Raw genomic sequence first — 16,035 nt, forward strand, 5'->3', positions numbered from 1 at the left:
ATATTTGGGCAGACAGTAGGGATGTAACATGGTATGTGAAACAACACAGCAACGGGATATTACCCGGTTATGTATTCAATGTGCGCTGTTGCTGTTACAGCATGGTGCGGAAAGTACACTGGTTGAACAATTGGCATCACGCCTTGGCGTTGCATTAGGGATGGATAGTGTTGAGGGCTCTATCTCGGCGAATTCGATTGTCCTGACCACCATCATGCAGGGGCATTGCCTGACATCGACGCGTAAAAATGTCGATCGCGGCATCAACATGCATGTGGTGACGGAAGTGCAGCGTGTCGTGATCATGGCCGAGCATAAGCTGTTGGATGTGGATGGCGTGGCGAAACGCTTTAGCCATATCAAGCCGTTACGCTATCCGCGCTGGTTGATGGTGACGATGGTGGCACTGTCGTGTGGTTGCTTTAGCCGCTTGAACGGCGGTGGCTGGGATGCGTTTCTGGTGACGTTGATAGCCAGCGGCATGGCGATGTATGTCCGTCAGGTACTCACGGCTCGTCATCTCAATCCATTGATTAATTTCTGTATTACCGCTTTTGTCGCCACCTCCGCATCCGGCCTGCTGATGCGGGTTCCCGGTCTGGAACAGAGCTCCTCCGTGGCGATGGCGGCCAGCGTATTGCTGCTGGTGCCTGGTTTTCCGTTGATTAATGCGGTGGCGGATATGTTTAAAGGCCATATCAATACCGGGCTGGCGCGCTGGACGATGGCGAGCCTGCTGACTCTGGCAACCTGCATTGGTGTGGTAACGGCGATGACGCTATGGGGGCTTCACGGATGGTCATTGAACTGATTGGCGCGTTGATTCAGGACATGCTGCTGGCGGCAGTCCCTGCGGTAGGGTTTGCTATGGTGTTCAATGTACCGATGCGCGCGTTACCGTACTGCGCGTTGCTTGGCGGCCTGGGGCACGGTGCGCGCTTTTTGTTGATTCGCTTTGGCGTGCCGGTTGAATGGGCAACATTTGTGGCCTCGATTATGGTGGGGATTATCGGTATTCGCTGGTCACGCTGGTTTTTGGCCCATCCGAAGGTGTTCACCGTTGCGGCTGTTATCCCGATGTTTCCCGGTATTTCTGCCTACACCGCGATGATTTCCGTGGTACAGCTCTCCCATCAGGGTTACAGCGAAGCGCTGATGCAGACGCTCATCACCAACTTTTTGAAGGCCAGCTTCATTGTGGGGGCACTGTCTATCGGTTTGTCGTTACCCGGTATCTGGATTTACCGTAAACGTCCCGGCGTATAATTCACAGGTATTCGGTGTTCTCTTAAATATTGGCTGTGGGCCCGGTTATGATATCGACGCCTCCACAGCCTTTACGTATAGTGACACCCATTTCGTAGCTTGTAGGGTTTTACCATGGTGATTAGTTTGATTGCCGCACTGGCAGTAGATCGTGTGATCGGTATGGAAAATGCCATGCCGTGGCATTTGCCCGCCGATTTAGCGTGGTTTAAGCGCAACACCCTCAATAAGCCCGTTATCATGGGGCGCAAGACATACCAGTCTATCGGCAAGCCGCTGCCTGGCCGGTTGAACATTGTGGTGAGTCGCCAGCCCGGCGATGACGATCGCGTCACTTGGGCGGATTCGCTGGAGGCTGCGCTGGCCGCCGCCGGAGAGGTTGAGGAAGTCATGGTGATCGGCGGCGGTCATGTGTATCAGCAGATGTTGCCGCGTGCCACCCGGCTTTATCTGACTCACATTGATGCTGAAGTCGAAGGCGATACCCATTTCCCGGACTATGAGCCGGATGAGTGGGTATCAAGCTTCAGCGAATTCCACGATGCCGATGAACACAACTCGCACTGCTACTGTTTCGAGATTCTTGAACGTCGCTAGTGCCTTCGCTTTGCTCACCTCGACCCGCCATCGGCGGGTTTTTTTATCCTCGCTATCTCCGGCTATTGTTGCTGATTATTGGTTTTTGTTTCTTGTCTGTATCCTGGTGTAAACGTTTGGTCATATTTATTGCGTAGCATCGGTCGTCATTCCTGCCTCGTGGTGAGGTGTGTGACCTCGCCTGAATGAACCATGCAAAGGACGTAGCCGACTATGACTGACAACACTCACCTTAATCATGACGCGCACCTGATGGATCCTGCCCGCCGCAAACTGTTAGGCCATGCCGGAGCACTGGGGCTGGCAGGGTTTCTCGGCGGAGGTATCGGTTTTTTCCCCGGCGTGACCAAGGCGGCCAACGGCAATACGCCTTCCAGCCCGTTACTCGGTTTTAAGGGCATCGCCACCTCGACGGAAGATAACATCGTGATTACGTCCGGCTACCGTGCCGAGGTGCTGATCTCCTGGGGAGAGCCGTTACTCGAAGGGGCACCGGCTTTTCATCCTGAAGGCAAGAGCAGCGCCGCCGATCAGGAAAAACAGTTTGGCGATAATAACGACGGCATGAGCTTTTTCCCGATTGATGAACGCCACGGCGTGATGGCCATCAATAACGAATATGTCAACGAGCAGTACCTGTTTGCGCACGGCGGCACCAAAGCCGTCAGCCTCGACGATGTGCGCAAATCTCAGGCCGCTCACGGTGTGTCGATTGTCGCCGTCAAGCGTGTCGCCGATTCAGTACGTTGGGAGATTGAACGCCCGTCGCGCTATAACCGCCGTATTACCGCCAATACGCCGATGCGCTTTAGCGGCCCGGCGGCAGGCCATGCGCTGTTGAAAACCGCCGCCGACCCACAGGGTATGCAGGTGCTGGGAACGTTTGGCAACTGTGCGAATGGCAAGACGCCGTGGGGCACGTACCTGACCTGTGAAGAGAACTTTGATACCTATTTCGGCACCCGTCAGGCGGACTATCAAACCACGCCAGAGCAGAAACGTTACTCATTGAAGGTCAAAGAGCCTGAGCGTAACTGGGTGGATTTTGATGACCGCTTTGATGTCGCCGCGCATCCGAACGAATTTAACCGCCACGGCTGGATTGTGGAAATCGACCCGATGAACCCGAATGCCGTGCCGGTAAAACGCACGGCGTTGGGGCGCTTCAAGCATGAGAACGCGGCTGTGACTGTGGCTAAAAATGGCCAGTTGGTGGTGTACATGGGGGATGATGAGCGCGGCGAGTTTATCTATAAATATGTCTCGGCAGGCCGGGTTGATATCAGCAACCCGGCGGCGAATGCCGCATTGCTGGATGACGGCGTGCTGTATGTTGCGCAGTTCGATGCCGATGAAGCCGGTACACCGCTAAAAGGCAAAGGGCGCTGGATTGCGCTGGAGTTTGGCAAAAATGGATTGACGCCGGAAAACGGTTTTCACAGCCAGGCAGAGGTGCTGATTTTTGCCCGTAAAGCGGCCTCACAGGTGAAGGCCACGCGCATGGACAGGCCGGAGTGGATAGCGGTGAATCCGCATGATGGCCGGGCCTATTGTACGCTGACAAACAACAGTAAACGCGGTGAAGAGGGCATGCCGGTCAATGCCGCCAACCCGCGTCCGAATAATATTTATGGCCAGATAATCCGCTGGGATGAAGGCGGCGATGCCAGTGCAACGCTGTTTAACTGGGATATGTACGCCTTGTGCGGCAATCCGGTGGCACACCCGGAGGGCGTGAATCGCGGTACGCCAAACATTACCGCAGAAAACAGCTTTAACAGCCCCGATGGATTGGGCTTTGATAAGGATGGCCGCCTGTGGATATTGACAGACGGTAACTACAGCAACAGCGGTGATTTTGTCGGCCAGGGGAATAATCAGATGCTGGTGGGCGACCCGACCAGCGGCGAGATTCGCCGTTTTATGGTCGGCCCAAAATCCTGCGAGCTGACCGGGATCGCCTTTACGCCGGATTACCGCACGCTGTTTGTTAACGTGCAGCACCCCGGTGAGAAAGGCGACTCGCATTTTCCTGGCAACAGCGTGCGGCCTCGCTCGTCGGTTATCATGATAACCCGTGAAGATGGCGGCGTGATTGGCGCGTAATGGCGTGATGTGACTGTCACCGGCGGCCATGCGCCGGTGACATTACAGCGCGATGTTGCCGCTGTTAAGCTGTGTTTGTCGCGAAGGTTGGTAAAAATAGCGTTTATCTTCCCAACGCAGGCAAGTCAGCGCTCCTCCCCAGCAACAACCGGTATCCAGTGCATAAATGCCTTCTGGCGTGCCTTTGCCTTCCAGGGATGCCCAGTGACCGAAGGCAATCGCGTACTCGGCTGCAATCGGCCCACCCAGCGAAAACCAGGGTTTAAGTAGCGACGGAGCCTGTGATGGTGCCTCTTTACACAGCATGTCAAGCTGGCCGCCGGAGAAGCAATAACGCATGCGGGTAAACACATTGGTGCTAAAGCGTAACCGGGCTAACCCACTGAGCTCCGGGCTCCAGTGGTTTGGCATATCGCCGTACATCGCATCGAGAAACAGCGGGTAGCTGTCGCTGCTGAGGATAGCTTCTACCTCGCGCGCGCACATTTTTGCCGTTTCCAGTGTCCACTGCGGCGTGATACCGGCGTGGGACATCACCAGCTTTTTCTCTTCATCGACCTGAAGCAGCGGCTGGCGGCGTAGCCAGTTAATCAGTTCGTCCGCATCCGGTGCGTTGAGCAGTGGATCTAAACGATCTTTCGGTTTATTACGGCTGATACCTGCATAGACGGCTAACAGGTGTAAATCGTGGTTGCCGAGCACCAGACGCACCGCATCGCCCAGTGAGCGTACATAGCGCAACACCTCGACGGAGTCGGGGCCGCGCGCGACCAGATCGCCGGTGAGCCACAGCGTGTCATCGTCAGGGTTAAAGCCAATTTGAGCCAATAGCGCCTTGAGTTCGACGGCGCAGCCGTGAACATCGCCAATAAGATAGGTAGCCATAATCGTTTAATGTATCAGTGAGGGGATCGCCAGGCGAAATACGCTAATAGGGGCCTGAAATGTTTCGCCCTGATGGTCAATCATCTGGTAATAGCCTTCCATGGTGCCCATTGGGGTTTCCAGAATCGCGCCGCTGGTATATTGGAATTCGCTACCGGGGTTGATAACGGGCTGAAGGCCGATAACGCCTTCGCCCTGGACTTCGGTCTGTTTACCGTTACCGTTAGTAATAAGCCAGTAGCGGTTAAGCAGTTTGACGTCATGACGCCCCAGATTGCGGATAGTAATGGTATAGGCAAAGACAAAGCGCGCTTCCTCTGGCTGGGATTGCGCTTCGACATAGAAGCTCTGAACCTGTATGCAAACTCGGGGCGCATTCATCATGACGACAACTCCAGCTTATTCCTGCGATGTGGGGTGTGCGGTCAGCCATTCGGCCAGCCGACAATATTGCATAATCGTGACGTTCTCTGCCCGGCTATTCGGGTCTACTTCCAGCGCGATGAGTTGCTCGGGAGTGAACACATTCCCCAGGCTGTTGCGCAACGTTTTCCGGCGCTGATTAAACGCCTCGGTCGTTATCCGACTTAATACGCGCGTATCCACCGCCGGATATGGCGAGGTGGTGTACGGCACCAGTCTGACTACCGCTGAGTCGACTTTGGGCGCGGGTTTGAAAGCCGTTGGCGGCACTTCCAGCACCGGGATCACCTGACAATAATACTGCGCCATCACGCTCAGACGGCCATAGGCTTTACTGTTCGGGCCTGCGACCAGGCGGTTCACCACCTCTTTTTGCAACATAAAGTGCATATCGCGAATGGCGTGAGTATAGCTGAACAGGTGGAACATCAGCGGTGTCGAAATATTATACGGAAGATTACCAAAAACCCGCAGCGGTTGTCCCGCCTGTTGCGACAGAGCGGCGAAATCGACGGTCATCGCATCCTGTTGGATGATGGTGAGCTTATCTTTCAGCGTCGGGTGTACTTCCAGACGGGCGGCCAGATCGCGGTCAAGCTCCACCACGGTGAAACGATCCATGCGATCGCCAACCGGCACGGTTAATGCGCCTAAACCCGGGCCTATCTCTACGATAGCTTGATCCGGCAGTGGGTGGATGGCGCTAACGATGCTGTCGATGACAAAGTGATCGTTAAGAAAATTTTGACCAAAACGCTTACGCGCGAAGTGGCCTTGGTGGACGCGGTTATTCATTACAGTTAGTCGTCATATCAATAGCGAGATGTAAGGCAGTACGCAGACTGCCTGAGTCGGCCTGACCGCTGGCGGCCAGTTCCAGCGCGGTGCCGTGGTCAACGGAGGTACGGATGAACGGTAGCCCCAGAGTAATATTAACAGCCCGGCCAAAGCCCTGATATTTCAGTACGGGCAAGCCCTGATCGTGATACATCGCCAACACGGCGTCGGCGTGGTCGAGATACTTGGGCTGAAACAAGGTATCGGCCGGAAGCGGGCCGACAAGCTGAATCCCAGCCTGACGCAGCTCATCGAGCGCCGGGATAATCACATCCAACTCCTCGCGCCCCATATGCCCGCCTTCTCCGGCATGTGGATTGAGCCCGCAGACGTAGATAACCGGCTGCGAAATACCGAATTTTTGCTGCAAGTCGTGATGCAAAATCGCGATCACTTCATGCAGGCTGTCGCGGGTGATCGCATCTGAAACGGCTTTGAGCGGCAGGTGGGTGGTGGCCAGAGCTACACGCAGCTCTTCGGTTGCCAGCATCATCACCACTCGCTGGCAGTGGCTGCGATCGGCGAAAAACTCGGTATGGCCGGAAAATGCGATACCGGCATCATTAATAATGCCTTTACTGCACCGGGCCGGTGACGAGAGCGGCAAATTCCCCCTGCAAGCAGCCATCGCAGGCGCGTGCCAGCGTTTCGACCACATAGCGGGCGTTGGCAACGTCTAACTGGCCTGCGACAACTGGCGCGTGGAGCGGCACCGGCAGCAGCGTCAGCGTACCGGCTTGCTGGGGTTGTGCCGGCTGCGACGGCTGATATTCGCGCCATTGCAGCGGCAGTTGCAATGCCTGCGCGCGCGTTTGCAGTAACGCCGCATCCGCGCACACCACCAGTTCCACAGGCCAGTCTTGCTGGGCCAGCGCAACAATCAGGTCGGGGCCAATCCCGGCGGGTTCGCCGGGCGTGATAACGATTCTGGCAACGCCAGTGTGGGCTATCGGGGCGCTGCCGGATTGCGGCTTTTCAGTTTGCATCAGTTCTGACCACTAATGATTTTCACGTAGGCTGCGGCACGTTTTTCCTGCATCCAGGTCTGGGCTTCTTCAGCAAATTTACGGTTAAACAGCATGCGATATGCGCGCTCTTTTTGCGTTGCGTCGGTTTTATCGACCTGACGAGAATCCAGCAATTGAATCAAGTGCCAACCGAAAGAGGAGTGAACCGGCGCACTGAGTTCGCCTTTTTGCAGTTGGGTCAGCGCATCGCGGAATGCCGGGTCGTACATATCCGGTGAGGCCCATCCCAGGTCGCCGCCCTGATTGGCGGTGCCGGGGTCTTGTGATAACTGTTTGGCGGCCGCAGCAAAGCTCAGTTTGCCGCTACGAATTTGGCTGGCGACGTCTTCAAGCCTGGCGCGAGCCTGGGCATCATTCATCACCACCGAGGTACGCAGCAGGATGTGGCGTGCGTGCATCTCTGTCACCGAAACCGCCTGATCGCCGCCACGGGTGTCATTGACACGCAAAATATGGAAACCGACGCCTGAGCGGATTGGCCCGATTATCTGGCCTTTACGCGGGCTAGAGAGACGTTCGGCAAACAGCGATGGTAACTCTTGTGGACGCCCCCATCCCATCTGGCCGCCTTTTAAGGCCTGCGGATCGGCGGAGTAGGTAATCGCCAGTTTGCCAAAATCGGCCCCTTGCGTGGCGTCTTTTACCAGCCGGTTTGCCAATGACTCGGCTTTATCAACCTGATCTTGCGTCGGGTTTTCCGCAAGCGGGATCAGAATCTGGCTGAGGTTAACTTCAGGGCCATTCGCCCCCTGGCTTGCGAGCTGTTGGGCGAGAGAGTCCACCTCTTGCGGCAGAACGGTAACGCGACGGCGCACTTCGCTGTTACGCACTTCAGCGATGGTCATATCTTTGCGAATCTGGTTGCGATAGGTGTCAAAATTGACGCCTTCATTGGCCAGCCGACCGCGTAATTGATCAAGACTCATGCGGTTTTGCGCCGCGATATTGGTGATAGAGCGATCCAGTTGCTCGTCGGAAATCTGCACGCCCATCTTCTGCGCCATCTGCATGATGATGTTATCCATGATCAGGCGTTCCAGAATTTGGTGGCGGAGCGTGCTGTCATCCGGCAGTTGCTGGCCGGCTTCCTGCGCATTCATTTTCACGGATTGCAGCAGGCTATTGATATCGCTTTCCAGCACGACACTGTTATCGACCACGGCGGCGATTTTATTTATCTCCTGCGGTGCCGCAACTGCCATATTGGCACTCAGTGCCAGCCCCAGAACAAGCGCTCTCCAGTTCTTCATACCTTTCCCGTTAATATCATCCGCCAGAGCGGGTTAAATGTTGAGAACCTATCCCATCAAAGGCTGGGTTCGCTGCCAGTTAAACCCATACGGGCCAAAAACGTTCAGCTACCGTGTATGCCAAGGTTTTTGGCCCCAGAGCGCGTGTAAACCGATGACCAAACACGCTCTGCTACGCCAGGTTCTTTATTGCTACAGGTTACTTATAGCTACCGGTTAGTTAGACGCCTCTCGTTGTCAGAGTTCCCGGCATAACACCATCATCAAATACCTTAGAAGGCGCGCTGGTAAGGCAAAATGCCCGTTGCCAGCATTTTTCCTGTTCCCAGACTGTAGTTGCTACTCAACCCGCGTAACTCAAAGCTGAAGCCGACTTTGTTGTCATACACGCTTTGGTTAAGGTTGCTGTTCCATTTGGTAATTTTACGCTCATAGCCAACGTTGACCGCCCAACAGCAGGTGTTGTATTGCAGGCCGAGTTTCTGGTCAGCAGGCTGATTCGCTTTGGTATCGTAATAGTAAGCGCCGATAATCGCCCAGCGCTCTGACAGCGGCCAACTGGCGGTAGCGCCAACCTGAGAAATACCTTGCTGATAACCCGGATTTCTGATGTTAGGTAACATTGCCTGAATGTATTCGGCACTGGCGAAACGGTAATTCAACTGGAACATACGTTCGCCACCACCACGGTATTCCAGTACCGCATCACCCAATGTGAAATTATTGATGCGTTTATCGTACTGAGCGCCGCCGCGTACGCCCCAGTTATCGGCGAATTTCCAATAGGCGTCGCCAGCCCAGGCCAGGCTGCCGCTGTCATTATTTTGGTCAATATTGGTGGATGTCCCGGTACGCGGGCGGTCAAAATAGTAAATCTGGCCGAGAGAGGCGTTAAACCGCTCCTCAAGCGCGCTGTCGTATAACCGGGTGGTGACGCCGCTCGATACCTGATTGGCTGAAGCGATACGATCCAGGCCACTGAAGGTTCTATCGCGGAACAAACCGGCGTAGTCAGCCTGCAACAATGTGGAGTCATAGGTACGAATGGATGACTGATTACGATATGGCACATACAGGTACTGCACGCGAGGTTCCAGCGTCTGGGTGTAGCCTGCCGCCCAGTCCATCTCGCGTTCAAACACCATTTTGCCGTCAGTTTTGAACTGCGGCATCACACGATTGGCGCTCTCTTTTAATGCCAGTGCCTCGGTGTTGTTGACGCCGCTGGCGAGGTATTTATCCAGATTTTCCTGCTGATAGTGGGTCGCCATCAGTTTGGTTTCGGTATTCAGGCTGGCCCATTTGTTGGCAATCGGCAGCGACAACGTCGGTTCGACATGGAAGCGGCTGGCGTCAGGGTAGACGGGGTTGACGTTGGTAAATTTCACCGCTTGACCATAGAGGTGGAAGTCAAACGGGCCGACATCGTTTTGATAGTAGTTGATATCAAGCTGCGGCATTGCGCGATACACATCCCGGCTCGCCAGACTGCTGAAAATCTGATATTGGCGCGTCGATAATGTGGCATCCCAATTCTGGTTGGCGTAGCCCAGGCTGAATTTTTGCGTGGCATAACCGTCAGTGGTATTACCGTAGAAAGAGTCGAGATCGGTAAAATAGCTCGAGTCACTGACTTTGGTGTAATCCACGCCAAAACGCCAGACCTGGTCCATCACGCCGAAATGCTGCCAGTGGAACAGCCAGCGAGTATAGTCATCATCGGCGGCGTAGCCGGATTTGCCCGACATCACGTCATTTTTGTACTGCCTGTCGTTCTCCAGCCAGTCAAATTCAACCAGGCTAAAGCCAAAACGCGACAGGTGGCGGAACTCGTTTTGCCACTGCATACCACGGTTGGTCTGCACGTGTGGGGTAATGGTGGCGTCGTAATTTGGCGCAATGTTCCAGTAATAGGGTGTAATCAGCTCAAACCCATTGCTGCTGCCATATTTGGCATTGGGGATGAGAAAACCGGAGCGGCGTCTGTCACCCAACGGAAGTTGCATATAGGGGCTGTAGAACACCGGGACACCGGCGATACGAAAGCGGGCATTCCAGATTTCAGCAACTTCTTCTTGTCTGTCCTGAATCACTTCCGAACCGACCACACTCCAGCTATCATCTCCAGGCAGGCAAGACGTAAATGAGCCGTGATCCAAAATGGTATAGCGGTTATTCTCACGCATCTTCATCTTGTCGGCGTCGCCGCGCCCTTGACGGCCAACCATTTGATAGTTGCCGTTCTCCACGTCGGTGTCTTTCGTGTTCAGGTTAGACCAGGCTTTCGGGCCTTTGAGGATCACCTGATTGTCATCGTAATGCGCATTGCCGATGGCGGTCACAGTACGGACAGGATCGGCCTGATTCGCCTGCGGCTTTTGGTTAAGCAACACCTGATCGGCGGTGAGGACACGGTTGCCTTGTTCAACGTAAACATTGCCTGAGAACACCGCATCGTTCGGATAGTTGGCCTGTGACTGGTCAGCGGTAATGTGAACCGGCAACTGGTTGGTGTCGCCCGCGACAAACGGACGGTTATACACGGGTACGCCCAACATGCACTGAGAGGCGAGATCGGCCAGCGCATGCTGGCTGTACAGCGCCGACCCGATAAGCGAGGCCAGCAAGGTTGGAAGACTTTTTTTCATACGCAGTATCAGGTGTTCCGTCATCAGGGGCAGTATGCCGGCAAACGGCCAGAGACTTGATATAACCACTGGCACGGTGCCAGTGCAAAATCCCCGCCATTTTCTATGCGTTGCCGTTAGGAGCAAAGATAAATGACGGGTATGATAAAGCAATTTTTAGCCGACGGCATGAGGATTTGAGGAGTATATGCAGTATTGGGGAAAGTTGCTGGGACTGGCGCTCGGGATTGTATCCAGCGCGGGGATCAGCGGGTTGATTATCGGGCTCTTGCTAGGTCATTTGGTTGACAGAGCCCGGGCATCCCGTCAGCGCGACTTTTTTTCCGCACAGGCGACCCGTCAGGCATTATTCTGTCTCACGACCTTTCAGGCGATGGGACATCTGGCGAAATCCAAGGGGCGGGTGACGGAGTCAGACATCCGTATCGCCACCAACATGATGGATAGGCTTGAGCTGTATGGCGAAGCGCGCAATGCGGCGCAACAGGCGTTTCGCGAAGGCAAAGCCAGTCAGTTTCCGGTGCGAAACAAGCTGCGTAAACTGCGCGATGCCTGCATCGGCCGCTTTGATCTGATTCGCATGTTTCTTGAAATTCAATTGCAGGTCGCGTTTGTTGATGGCGCGCTGCACCCTAACGAGCGCCGGTTGCTGTATGTTTTTGCCGATGAGCTGGGCGTGACGCGCGAGCAGTTTGAACTGTTCATGCGCAATATGGAACGTAACAGCCAGTCGTCGCGCCAGGGGAATTATCAGTCGCGGCAGAACAGTTACCAATCCAAGCAAAATAATCAGTCACGGCAGAACAGCCAGTCGAGACAACAAGGGCAGTCTCAGCAGGGGAGTGGGAGTTCACAGTCACAGAACAATAGCTATAACTCTTCTTCGCGTCAGGGGAATAAATCTTATCAGCGCTCGTATGGCGGGCAGTCTTATGGCCAGCGTCCGCCGGTGTCATCGCGCGGGCCTACGCTTGAGAGCGCCTGCCGCACGCTGGGCGTGCATACCAGCGATGATGCGGCGACGGTAAAACGGGCTTACCGCAAACTGATGAGTGAACATCATCCCGATAAAATGATGGGCAAAGGGCTATCGCCCAGAATGATTGAAATGGCCAAGCGCAAAGCCCAGGACATTCAGGCTGCTTACGAATTCCTCAAAACCCACAAGTTTTCCCGCTGACGCCCTGCGCGTTTCCCCACTGTCATCCTGTTGTTAACGAGACACGTCATCGTGCCGGACGCGCTTTAAAAGTCGGCTTCGCAGCGAAAATGCATCGGTGTGGCGAATGCCGGATGCGTGATAGCCAGCTCTTGAGCATGCAGTAACAGCCTTGGGGCCCGCGCCAGCGCCTCGGGCGAGGCATAAAACCCGTCGCCTAAAATCGGGTGGCCGAGCGCCAGCATATGTACCCGCAACTGGTGCGAACGTCCGGTAATCGGCATTAGGTTGACGCGAGTGGTGCCATCATCATCGCGCGAGAGAACCTGATAGGCGGTCTGAGCGGGTTTGCCCTGCTCGAAGCAGACTTTCTGTTTGGGGCGATTCGGCCAGTCACAAATCAGCGGCAGGTCTATCAGCCCTTCATCCTGCTCAAGATGGCCAAACACGCGTGCGACATAGGATTTCTTCGGCTCTCGTTCGCGAAACTGCCGTTTAAGCTCGCGCTCGGCGGCCTTGGTCAGCGCCACGGCTATTACGCCGCTGGTCGCCATATCGAGCCGATGTACGGATTCGGCGGCGGGAAAATCGGCCTGAATGCGGCTCATGATGCTGTCTTTGTGTTCCTCGGCCCGACCCGGCACTGAGAGCAGGCCGCTCGGTTTATTCACGACCATAATATGCGGGTCTTGATACAGAATATGTAACCAGGGATCGCGCGGCGGATTGTAGGGGTGCATGACAACTCCGACAGCGCGGCACGTCAGTGACGTTGCCGCGCGTATATATAGACAACCGATGGCGTTTACTGATGCGCCACCATCACCAGGCGGATAGCATCGAGACGCCAGTTGGCCTGTTGCAGGTTTTGCAGCACCTGTTCACGCTGTTCTTCCAGCGCCTCGAGTTCGTCATCACGAATATTCGGGTTGACGGCTTTCAGCGCTTGCAGACGTTCAAGTTCGCGGCGGAGTTCGGTATCGGCACGGTTTTTCGCTTCGGTGATGAGCACCTGCGCCTGTGCATCCACCACGGGCTGGGCTTTTTGCAGCATGGCATGGACATCATCTTGTACCGCATTCACCAGCTTGCTGGAGGTATGACGGTTCACCGCGCTCAACTGGCGATTGAAACTTTCAAACTCCACCTGAGCGGCCAGATTGGTGCCTTTGCGATCGAGCAGTACGCGAATCGGCGTCGGTGGCAGGAAGCGGGTCAGTTGCAGTTTTTTCGGTGCCTGCGCTTCAACCACATACACCAGCTCCGTCAGCAAGGTGCCAACCGGCAAGGCTTTATTTTTCAGCAGCGAGACGGCGCAACTGCCGGTGTCGCCGGAGAGCACCAGATCCAGCCCGTTACGAATCAGCGGGTGCTCCCAACTGACGAACTGGGCATCTTCGCGCGACAGCGCCTGCTCGCGGTCAAAGGTAATGGTGCAACCATCCTGCGGCAAGCCGGGGAAATCCGGCACCAGCATATGATCCGATGGCGTCAGCACTATCAGGTTGTCACTGCGGTCATCCTGATGGATACCGATGATATCAAACAGGTTGAGGGCAAAATTGACCAGACCGACATCATCATCCTGCTCGGCGATTGCCGCAGCCAGCGCCTGAGCCTGCTCACCGCCATTGGAGTGCAGTTCCAGCAGGCGGTCACGCCCCTGTTCCAGTTGTGCCTTGAGCTGGTCATGTTGCTGGCGACAGGTGTGGATGAGCTCATCAAGCCCGTCGGTTTCGGTGGGTTTCGCCAGCAGCGTAATCAACTGTTCATGGTGCTTATCATAAATGGTGCGACCGGTCGGGCAGGTGTGCTCGAAGGCATCGAGCCCTTCGTGATACCAGCGTACCAGCAATGCCTGCGCGGTATTTTCCAGATACGGCACCATAATCTGGATGTCACGGCTCTGGCCGATACGATCCAAACGACCGATGCGTTGCTCCAGCAGATCCGGGTTAAACGGCAGATCAAACATGATCAGATGGCTGGCGAACTGGAAGTTGCGGCCCTCGGAGCCTATCTCGGAACAGATAAGCACCTGTGCGCCGTCTTCGGCGGAGGCGAAATACGCTGCCGCCCGGTCACGCTCGAGAATCGATAGCCCTTCGTGGAACACGGCGGCACGAATCGCTTCGCGGGTGCGCAGCACTTGTTCGAGTTGCAGCGCGGTGGCGGCTTTGGCGCAGATAACCAGCACTTTTTCATCACGGTGGCTGGTGAGGAAATCCAGCATCCATTCAACGCGCGGGTCAAAGCTCCACCATGTCGCGTTATCATCTTCAAATTGCTGATAAATTTGTTCCGGGTAGAGCATGTCGCGGGCGCAGTCTTCCGCTGATTTACGCGCATTCATGATACCGGCGACGCGCATCGCGGTTTGATACTGCGTCGGCAGCGGCAGTTTTATCTGGTGCAGCTCGCGTTTCGGGAAGCCTTTTACCCCCTGGCGGGTATTACGGAACAGCACCCGGCTGGTGCCGTGGCGGTCCATCAGCATGGCTATCAGCTCCTGACGGGCGCTGATAGCATCCTCACGCTCGCTGGCGATGGATTTCAGCAGCGGCTCGATATCCTGCTCGCCCAGCATGTCGCTTAACATGTTGCGCTGCGCATCGCTGATAGGCTCACCGCCCAGCAGCAAGCTGACGGCATCCGCCACCGGGCGGTAGTGCTGTTGTTCGGCGACAAATTCCTGATAATCGTGGAAGCGATCCGGGTCAAGCAGGCGCAGGCGGGCAAAGTGGCTTTCCTGCCCTAACTGCTCTGGCGTTGCGGTCAACAGCAAGACTGCGGGCGTGACCTCGGCGAGCTTCTCAATGGCGCGGTAAGCCGCACTCGGTGCCGCTTCACTCCAGGCCAGATGGTGCGCTTCATCGACCACCAGCAAGTCCCATTCGGCATCCTGTAACTGTTCAAAGCGCGAGGGGTTGCGGCGCACAAAATCGAGCGAGCAGATGATTAACTGCTCGGTTTCAAACGGGTTGTCGCTGTCCAGACGCGCTTCGGCGTAACGCTCGTCATCAAACAGAGAAAACAGCAAGTTAAACCGGCGCAGCATCTCCACCAGCCACTGATGCTGCAAGGTTTCCGGCACCACTATCAGCACGCGCTCGGCGCGTCCGGCCAGCAGTTGCTGGTGGATAATCATGCCTGCTTCAATGGTTTTACCCAACCCTACTTCATCAGCCAGCAGCACGCGTGGCGCGTGGCGCTGGCCCACTTCACGGGCAATGTACAACTGATGCGGGATAAGGCTGGCGCGCATACCGCGCAGGCCACCCCACGGCTGCAATGCCTGCGCGTGCTGGTGCAGGCGGGCGCGGTAGCGCAGCGCAAAGCGGTCCATCCGGTCTATCTGCCCGGCAAACAGCCGGTCTTGCGGCTTATTAAAGGTGAGTTTGCTGTCTAAAAAGACTTCGCGCAGCTCGGCGGAGTCTTGCGTATCCAGCCGCTGGCCGATATAGGTGCGCAGGCCATTCTCGTCACGAATATCGTCAACCTGTAACTGCCAGCCCTCATGGCTGGTGACGGTATCGCCGGGATTGAACATCACGCGGGTGATGGGGGCGTCATTTCTGGCATAGAGGCGGTTTTCGCCGCTGGCGGGAAACAGCAACGTCACCATACGGGCATCCATCGCTACTACCGTACCCAATCCCAAATCGCTTTCTGTGTCGCTTATCCAGCGTTGACCAAGTGTAAAAGGCATAAATTCTAAACTCGATACTCGTCGTTGTCGGAGAATGTGTTGACCGGGGTCGCGCCCCTCATCTGGCAATACCTGTCCTGCCGTGCGCAACACGCCGTGGGCGATGTCGGGCATAGCGGGTAGTACG

Annotated in this window: 12 protein-coding genes and 1 pseudogene; 5 read left to right on the forward strand and 8 right to left on the reverse strand. The window is 55.7% G+C overall.

Annotated elements, in window-relative coordinates; genetic code table 11:
- Positions 1-28: 28 nt before the first annotated feature.
- The 4 genes from O1Q98_RS14425 to O1Q98_RS14440 all read left to right on the forward strand — a co-directional run bounded on the left by O1Q98_RS14425 (position 29) and on the right by O1Q98_RS14440 (position 3,969).
- Complete coding sequence (locus tag O1Q98_RS14425; protein ID WP_125260694.1) at positions 29-811, forward strand: threonine/serine exporter family protein; 783 nt, start codon at positions 29-31, stop codon at positions 809-811.
- Positions 796-1,266, forward strand: a complete 471-nt coding sequence (locus O1Q98_RS14430; protein ID WP_125260693.1) for a threonine/serine exporter — start codon at positions 796-798, stop codon at positions 1,264-1,266. Before O1Q98_RS14425 ends, O1Q98_RS14430 begins: the two co-directional genes overlap by 16 nt.
- 114 nt (positions 1,267-1,380) lie before the next feature.
- Entirely contained in the window at positions 1,381-1,863 is a 483-nt protein-coding gene (gene folA, locus O1Q98_RS14435; protein WP_125260692.1) for a type 3 dihydrofolate reductase, read from the forward strand.
- A gap of 213 nt (positions 1,864-2,076) precedes the next feature.
- Positions 2,077-3,969: a PhoX family protein gene (locus tag O1Q98_RS14440; RefSeq protein WP_125260691.1), complete on the forward strand. Its 1,893-nt coding sequence runs from the start codon at positions 2,077-2,079 to the stop codon at positions 3,967-3,969.
- 42 nt (positions 3,970-4,011) lie between these two features.
- Here O1Q98_RS14440 and apaH read toward each other — a convergent pair whose 3' ends face one another.
- The 6 genes and pseudogenes from apaH to lptD all read right to left on the reverse strand — a co-directional run bounded on the left by apaH (position 4,012) and on the right by lptD (position 11,040).
- Entirely contained in the window at positions 4,012-4,854 is an 843-nt protein-coding gene (gene apaH / locus O1Q98_RS14445) for a bis(5'-nucleosyl)-tetraphosphatase (symmetrical) ApaH (protein ID WP_125260690.1), read from the reverse strand.
- Positions 4,855-4,860: 6 nt separating this feature from the next.
- The gene (gene apaG, locus O1Q98_RS14450) at positions 4,861-5,238 is read right to left on the reverse strand and encodes a Co2+/Mg2+ efflux protein ApaG (protein ID WP_125260689.1); all 378 of its coding nucleotides are present in this window, start codon (positions 5,236-5,238) and stop codon (positions 4,861-4,863) included.
- A gap of 15 nt (positions 5,239-5,253) precedes the next feature.
- Entirely contained in the window at positions 5,254-6,072 is an 819-nt protein-coding gene (rsmA, locus tag O1Q98_RS14455) for a 16S rRNA (adenine(1518)-N(6)/adenine(1519)-N(6))-dimethyltransferase RsmA (protein ID WP_125260688.1), read from the reverse strand.
- A pseudogene (gene pdxA / locus O1Q98_RS14460) lies at positions 6,065-7,100 on the reverse strand (4-hydroxythreonine-4-phosphate dehydrogenase PdxA). Before pdxA ends, rsmA begins: the two are co-directional and overlap by 8 nt.
- Positions 7,100-8,392, reverse strand: a complete 1,293-nt coding sequence (gene surA / locus O1Q98_RS14465; protein WP_125260686.1) for a peptidylprolyl isomerase SurA — start codon at positions 8,390-8,392, stop codon at positions 7,100-7,102. Before surA ends, pdxA begins: the two are co-directional and overlap by 1 nt.
- A 272-nt stretch (positions 8,393-8,664) precedes the next feature.
- Entirely contained in the window at positions 8,665-11,040 is a 2,376-nt protein-coding gene (gene lptD, locus O1Q98_RS14470; RefSeq protein ID WP_125260685.1) for an LPS assembly protein LptD, read from the reverse strand.
- A gap of 187 nt (positions 11,041-11,227) precedes the next feature.
- On the opposite strand from lptD, the gene djlA reads away from it, so the two are divergent.
- Positions 11,228-12,220 carry a co-chaperone DjlA gene (gene djlA, locus O1Q98_RS14475; RefSeq protein ID WP_125260684.1) on the forward strand — a complete coding sequence of 331 codons (993 nt, stop codon included), beginning with the start codon at positions 11,228-11,230 and terminating at the stop codon, positions 12,218-12,220.
- Positions 12,221-12,285: 65 nt separating this feature from the next.
- Here djlA and rluA read toward each other — a convergent pair whose 3' ends face one another.
- The gene (gene rluA, locus O1Q98_RS14480; RefSeq protein WP_125260683.1) at positions 12,286-12,939 is read right to left on the reverse strand and encodes a bifunctional tRNA pseudouridine(32) synthase/23S rRNA pseudouridine(746) synthase RluA; all 654 of its coding nucleotides are present in this window, start codon (positions 12,937-12,939) and stop codon (positions 12,286-12,288) included.
- Positions 12,940-13,004: 65 nt separating this feature from the next.
- Positions 13,005-15,908: an RNA polymerase-associated protein RapA gene (gene rapA, locus O1Q98_RS14485; protein ID WP_125260682.1), complete on the reverse strand. Its 2,904-nt coding sequence runs from the start codon at positions 15,906-15,908 to the stop codon at positions 13,005-13,007.
- Positions 15,909-16,035 lie beyond the last annotated feature (127 nt).

The sequence above is a fragment of the Dickeya lacustris genome (assembly GCF_029635795.1).
In the GTDB taxonomy this organism is placed as follows: Bacteria; Pseudomonadota; Gammaproteobacteria; order Enterobacterales; family Enterobacteriaceae; genus Dickeya; species Dickeya lacustris.

What these genes read in the sequence shown, in the direction of transcription:
- surA (WP_125260686.1), bottom strand. Translation starts at nt 8,392, where the DNA reads ATGAAGAACTGGAGAGCGCTTGTTCTGGGGCTGGCACTGAGTGCCAAT.
- O1Q98_RS14440 (WP_125260691.1), top strand. Translation starts at nt 2,077, where the DNA reads ATGACTGACAACACTCACCTTAATCATGACGCGCACCTGATGGATCCT.
- O1Q98_RS14425 (WP_125260694.1), top strand. Translation starts at nt 29, where the DNA reads ATGGTATGTGAAACAACACAGCAACGGGATATTACCCGGTTATGTATT.
- rsmA (WP_125260688.1), bottom strand. Translation starts at nt 6,072, where the DNA reads ATGAATAACCGCGTCCACCAAGGCCACTTCGCGCGTAAGCGTTTTGGT.
- apaH (WP_125260690.1), bottom strand. Translation starts at nt 4,854, where the DNA reads ATGGCTACCTATCTTATTGGCGATGTTCACGGCTGCGCCGTCGAACTC.
- O1Q98_RS14430 (WP_125260693.1), top strand. Translation starts at nt 796, where the DNA reads ATGGTCATTGAACTGATTGGCGCGTTGATTCAGGACATGCTGCTGGCG.
- djlA (WP_125260684.1), top strand. Translation starts at nt 11,228, where the DNA reads ATGCAGTATTGGGGAAAGTTGCTGGGACTGGCGCTCGGGATTGTATCC.
- rapA (WP_125260682.1), bottom strand. Translation starts at nt 15,908, where the DNA reads ATGCCTTTTACACTTGGTCAACGCTGGATAAGCGACACAGAAAGCGAT.
- lptD (WP_125260685.1), bottom strand. Translation starts at nt 11,040, where the DNA reads ATGAAAAAAAGTCTTCCAACCTTGCTGGCCTCGCTTATCGGGTCGGCG.
- apaG (WP_125260689.1), bottom strand. Translation starts at nt 5,238, where the DNA reads ATGATGAATGCGCCCCGAGTTTGCATACAGGTTCAGAGCTTCTATGTC.
- folA (WP_125260692.1), top strand. Translation starts at nt 1,381, where the DNA reads ATGGTGATTAGTTTGATTGCCGCACTGGCAGTAGATCGTGTGATCGGT.
- rluA (WP_125260683.1), bottom strand. Translation starts at nt 12,939, where the DNA reads ATGCACCCCTACAATCCGCCGCGCGATCCCTGGTTACATATTCTGTAT.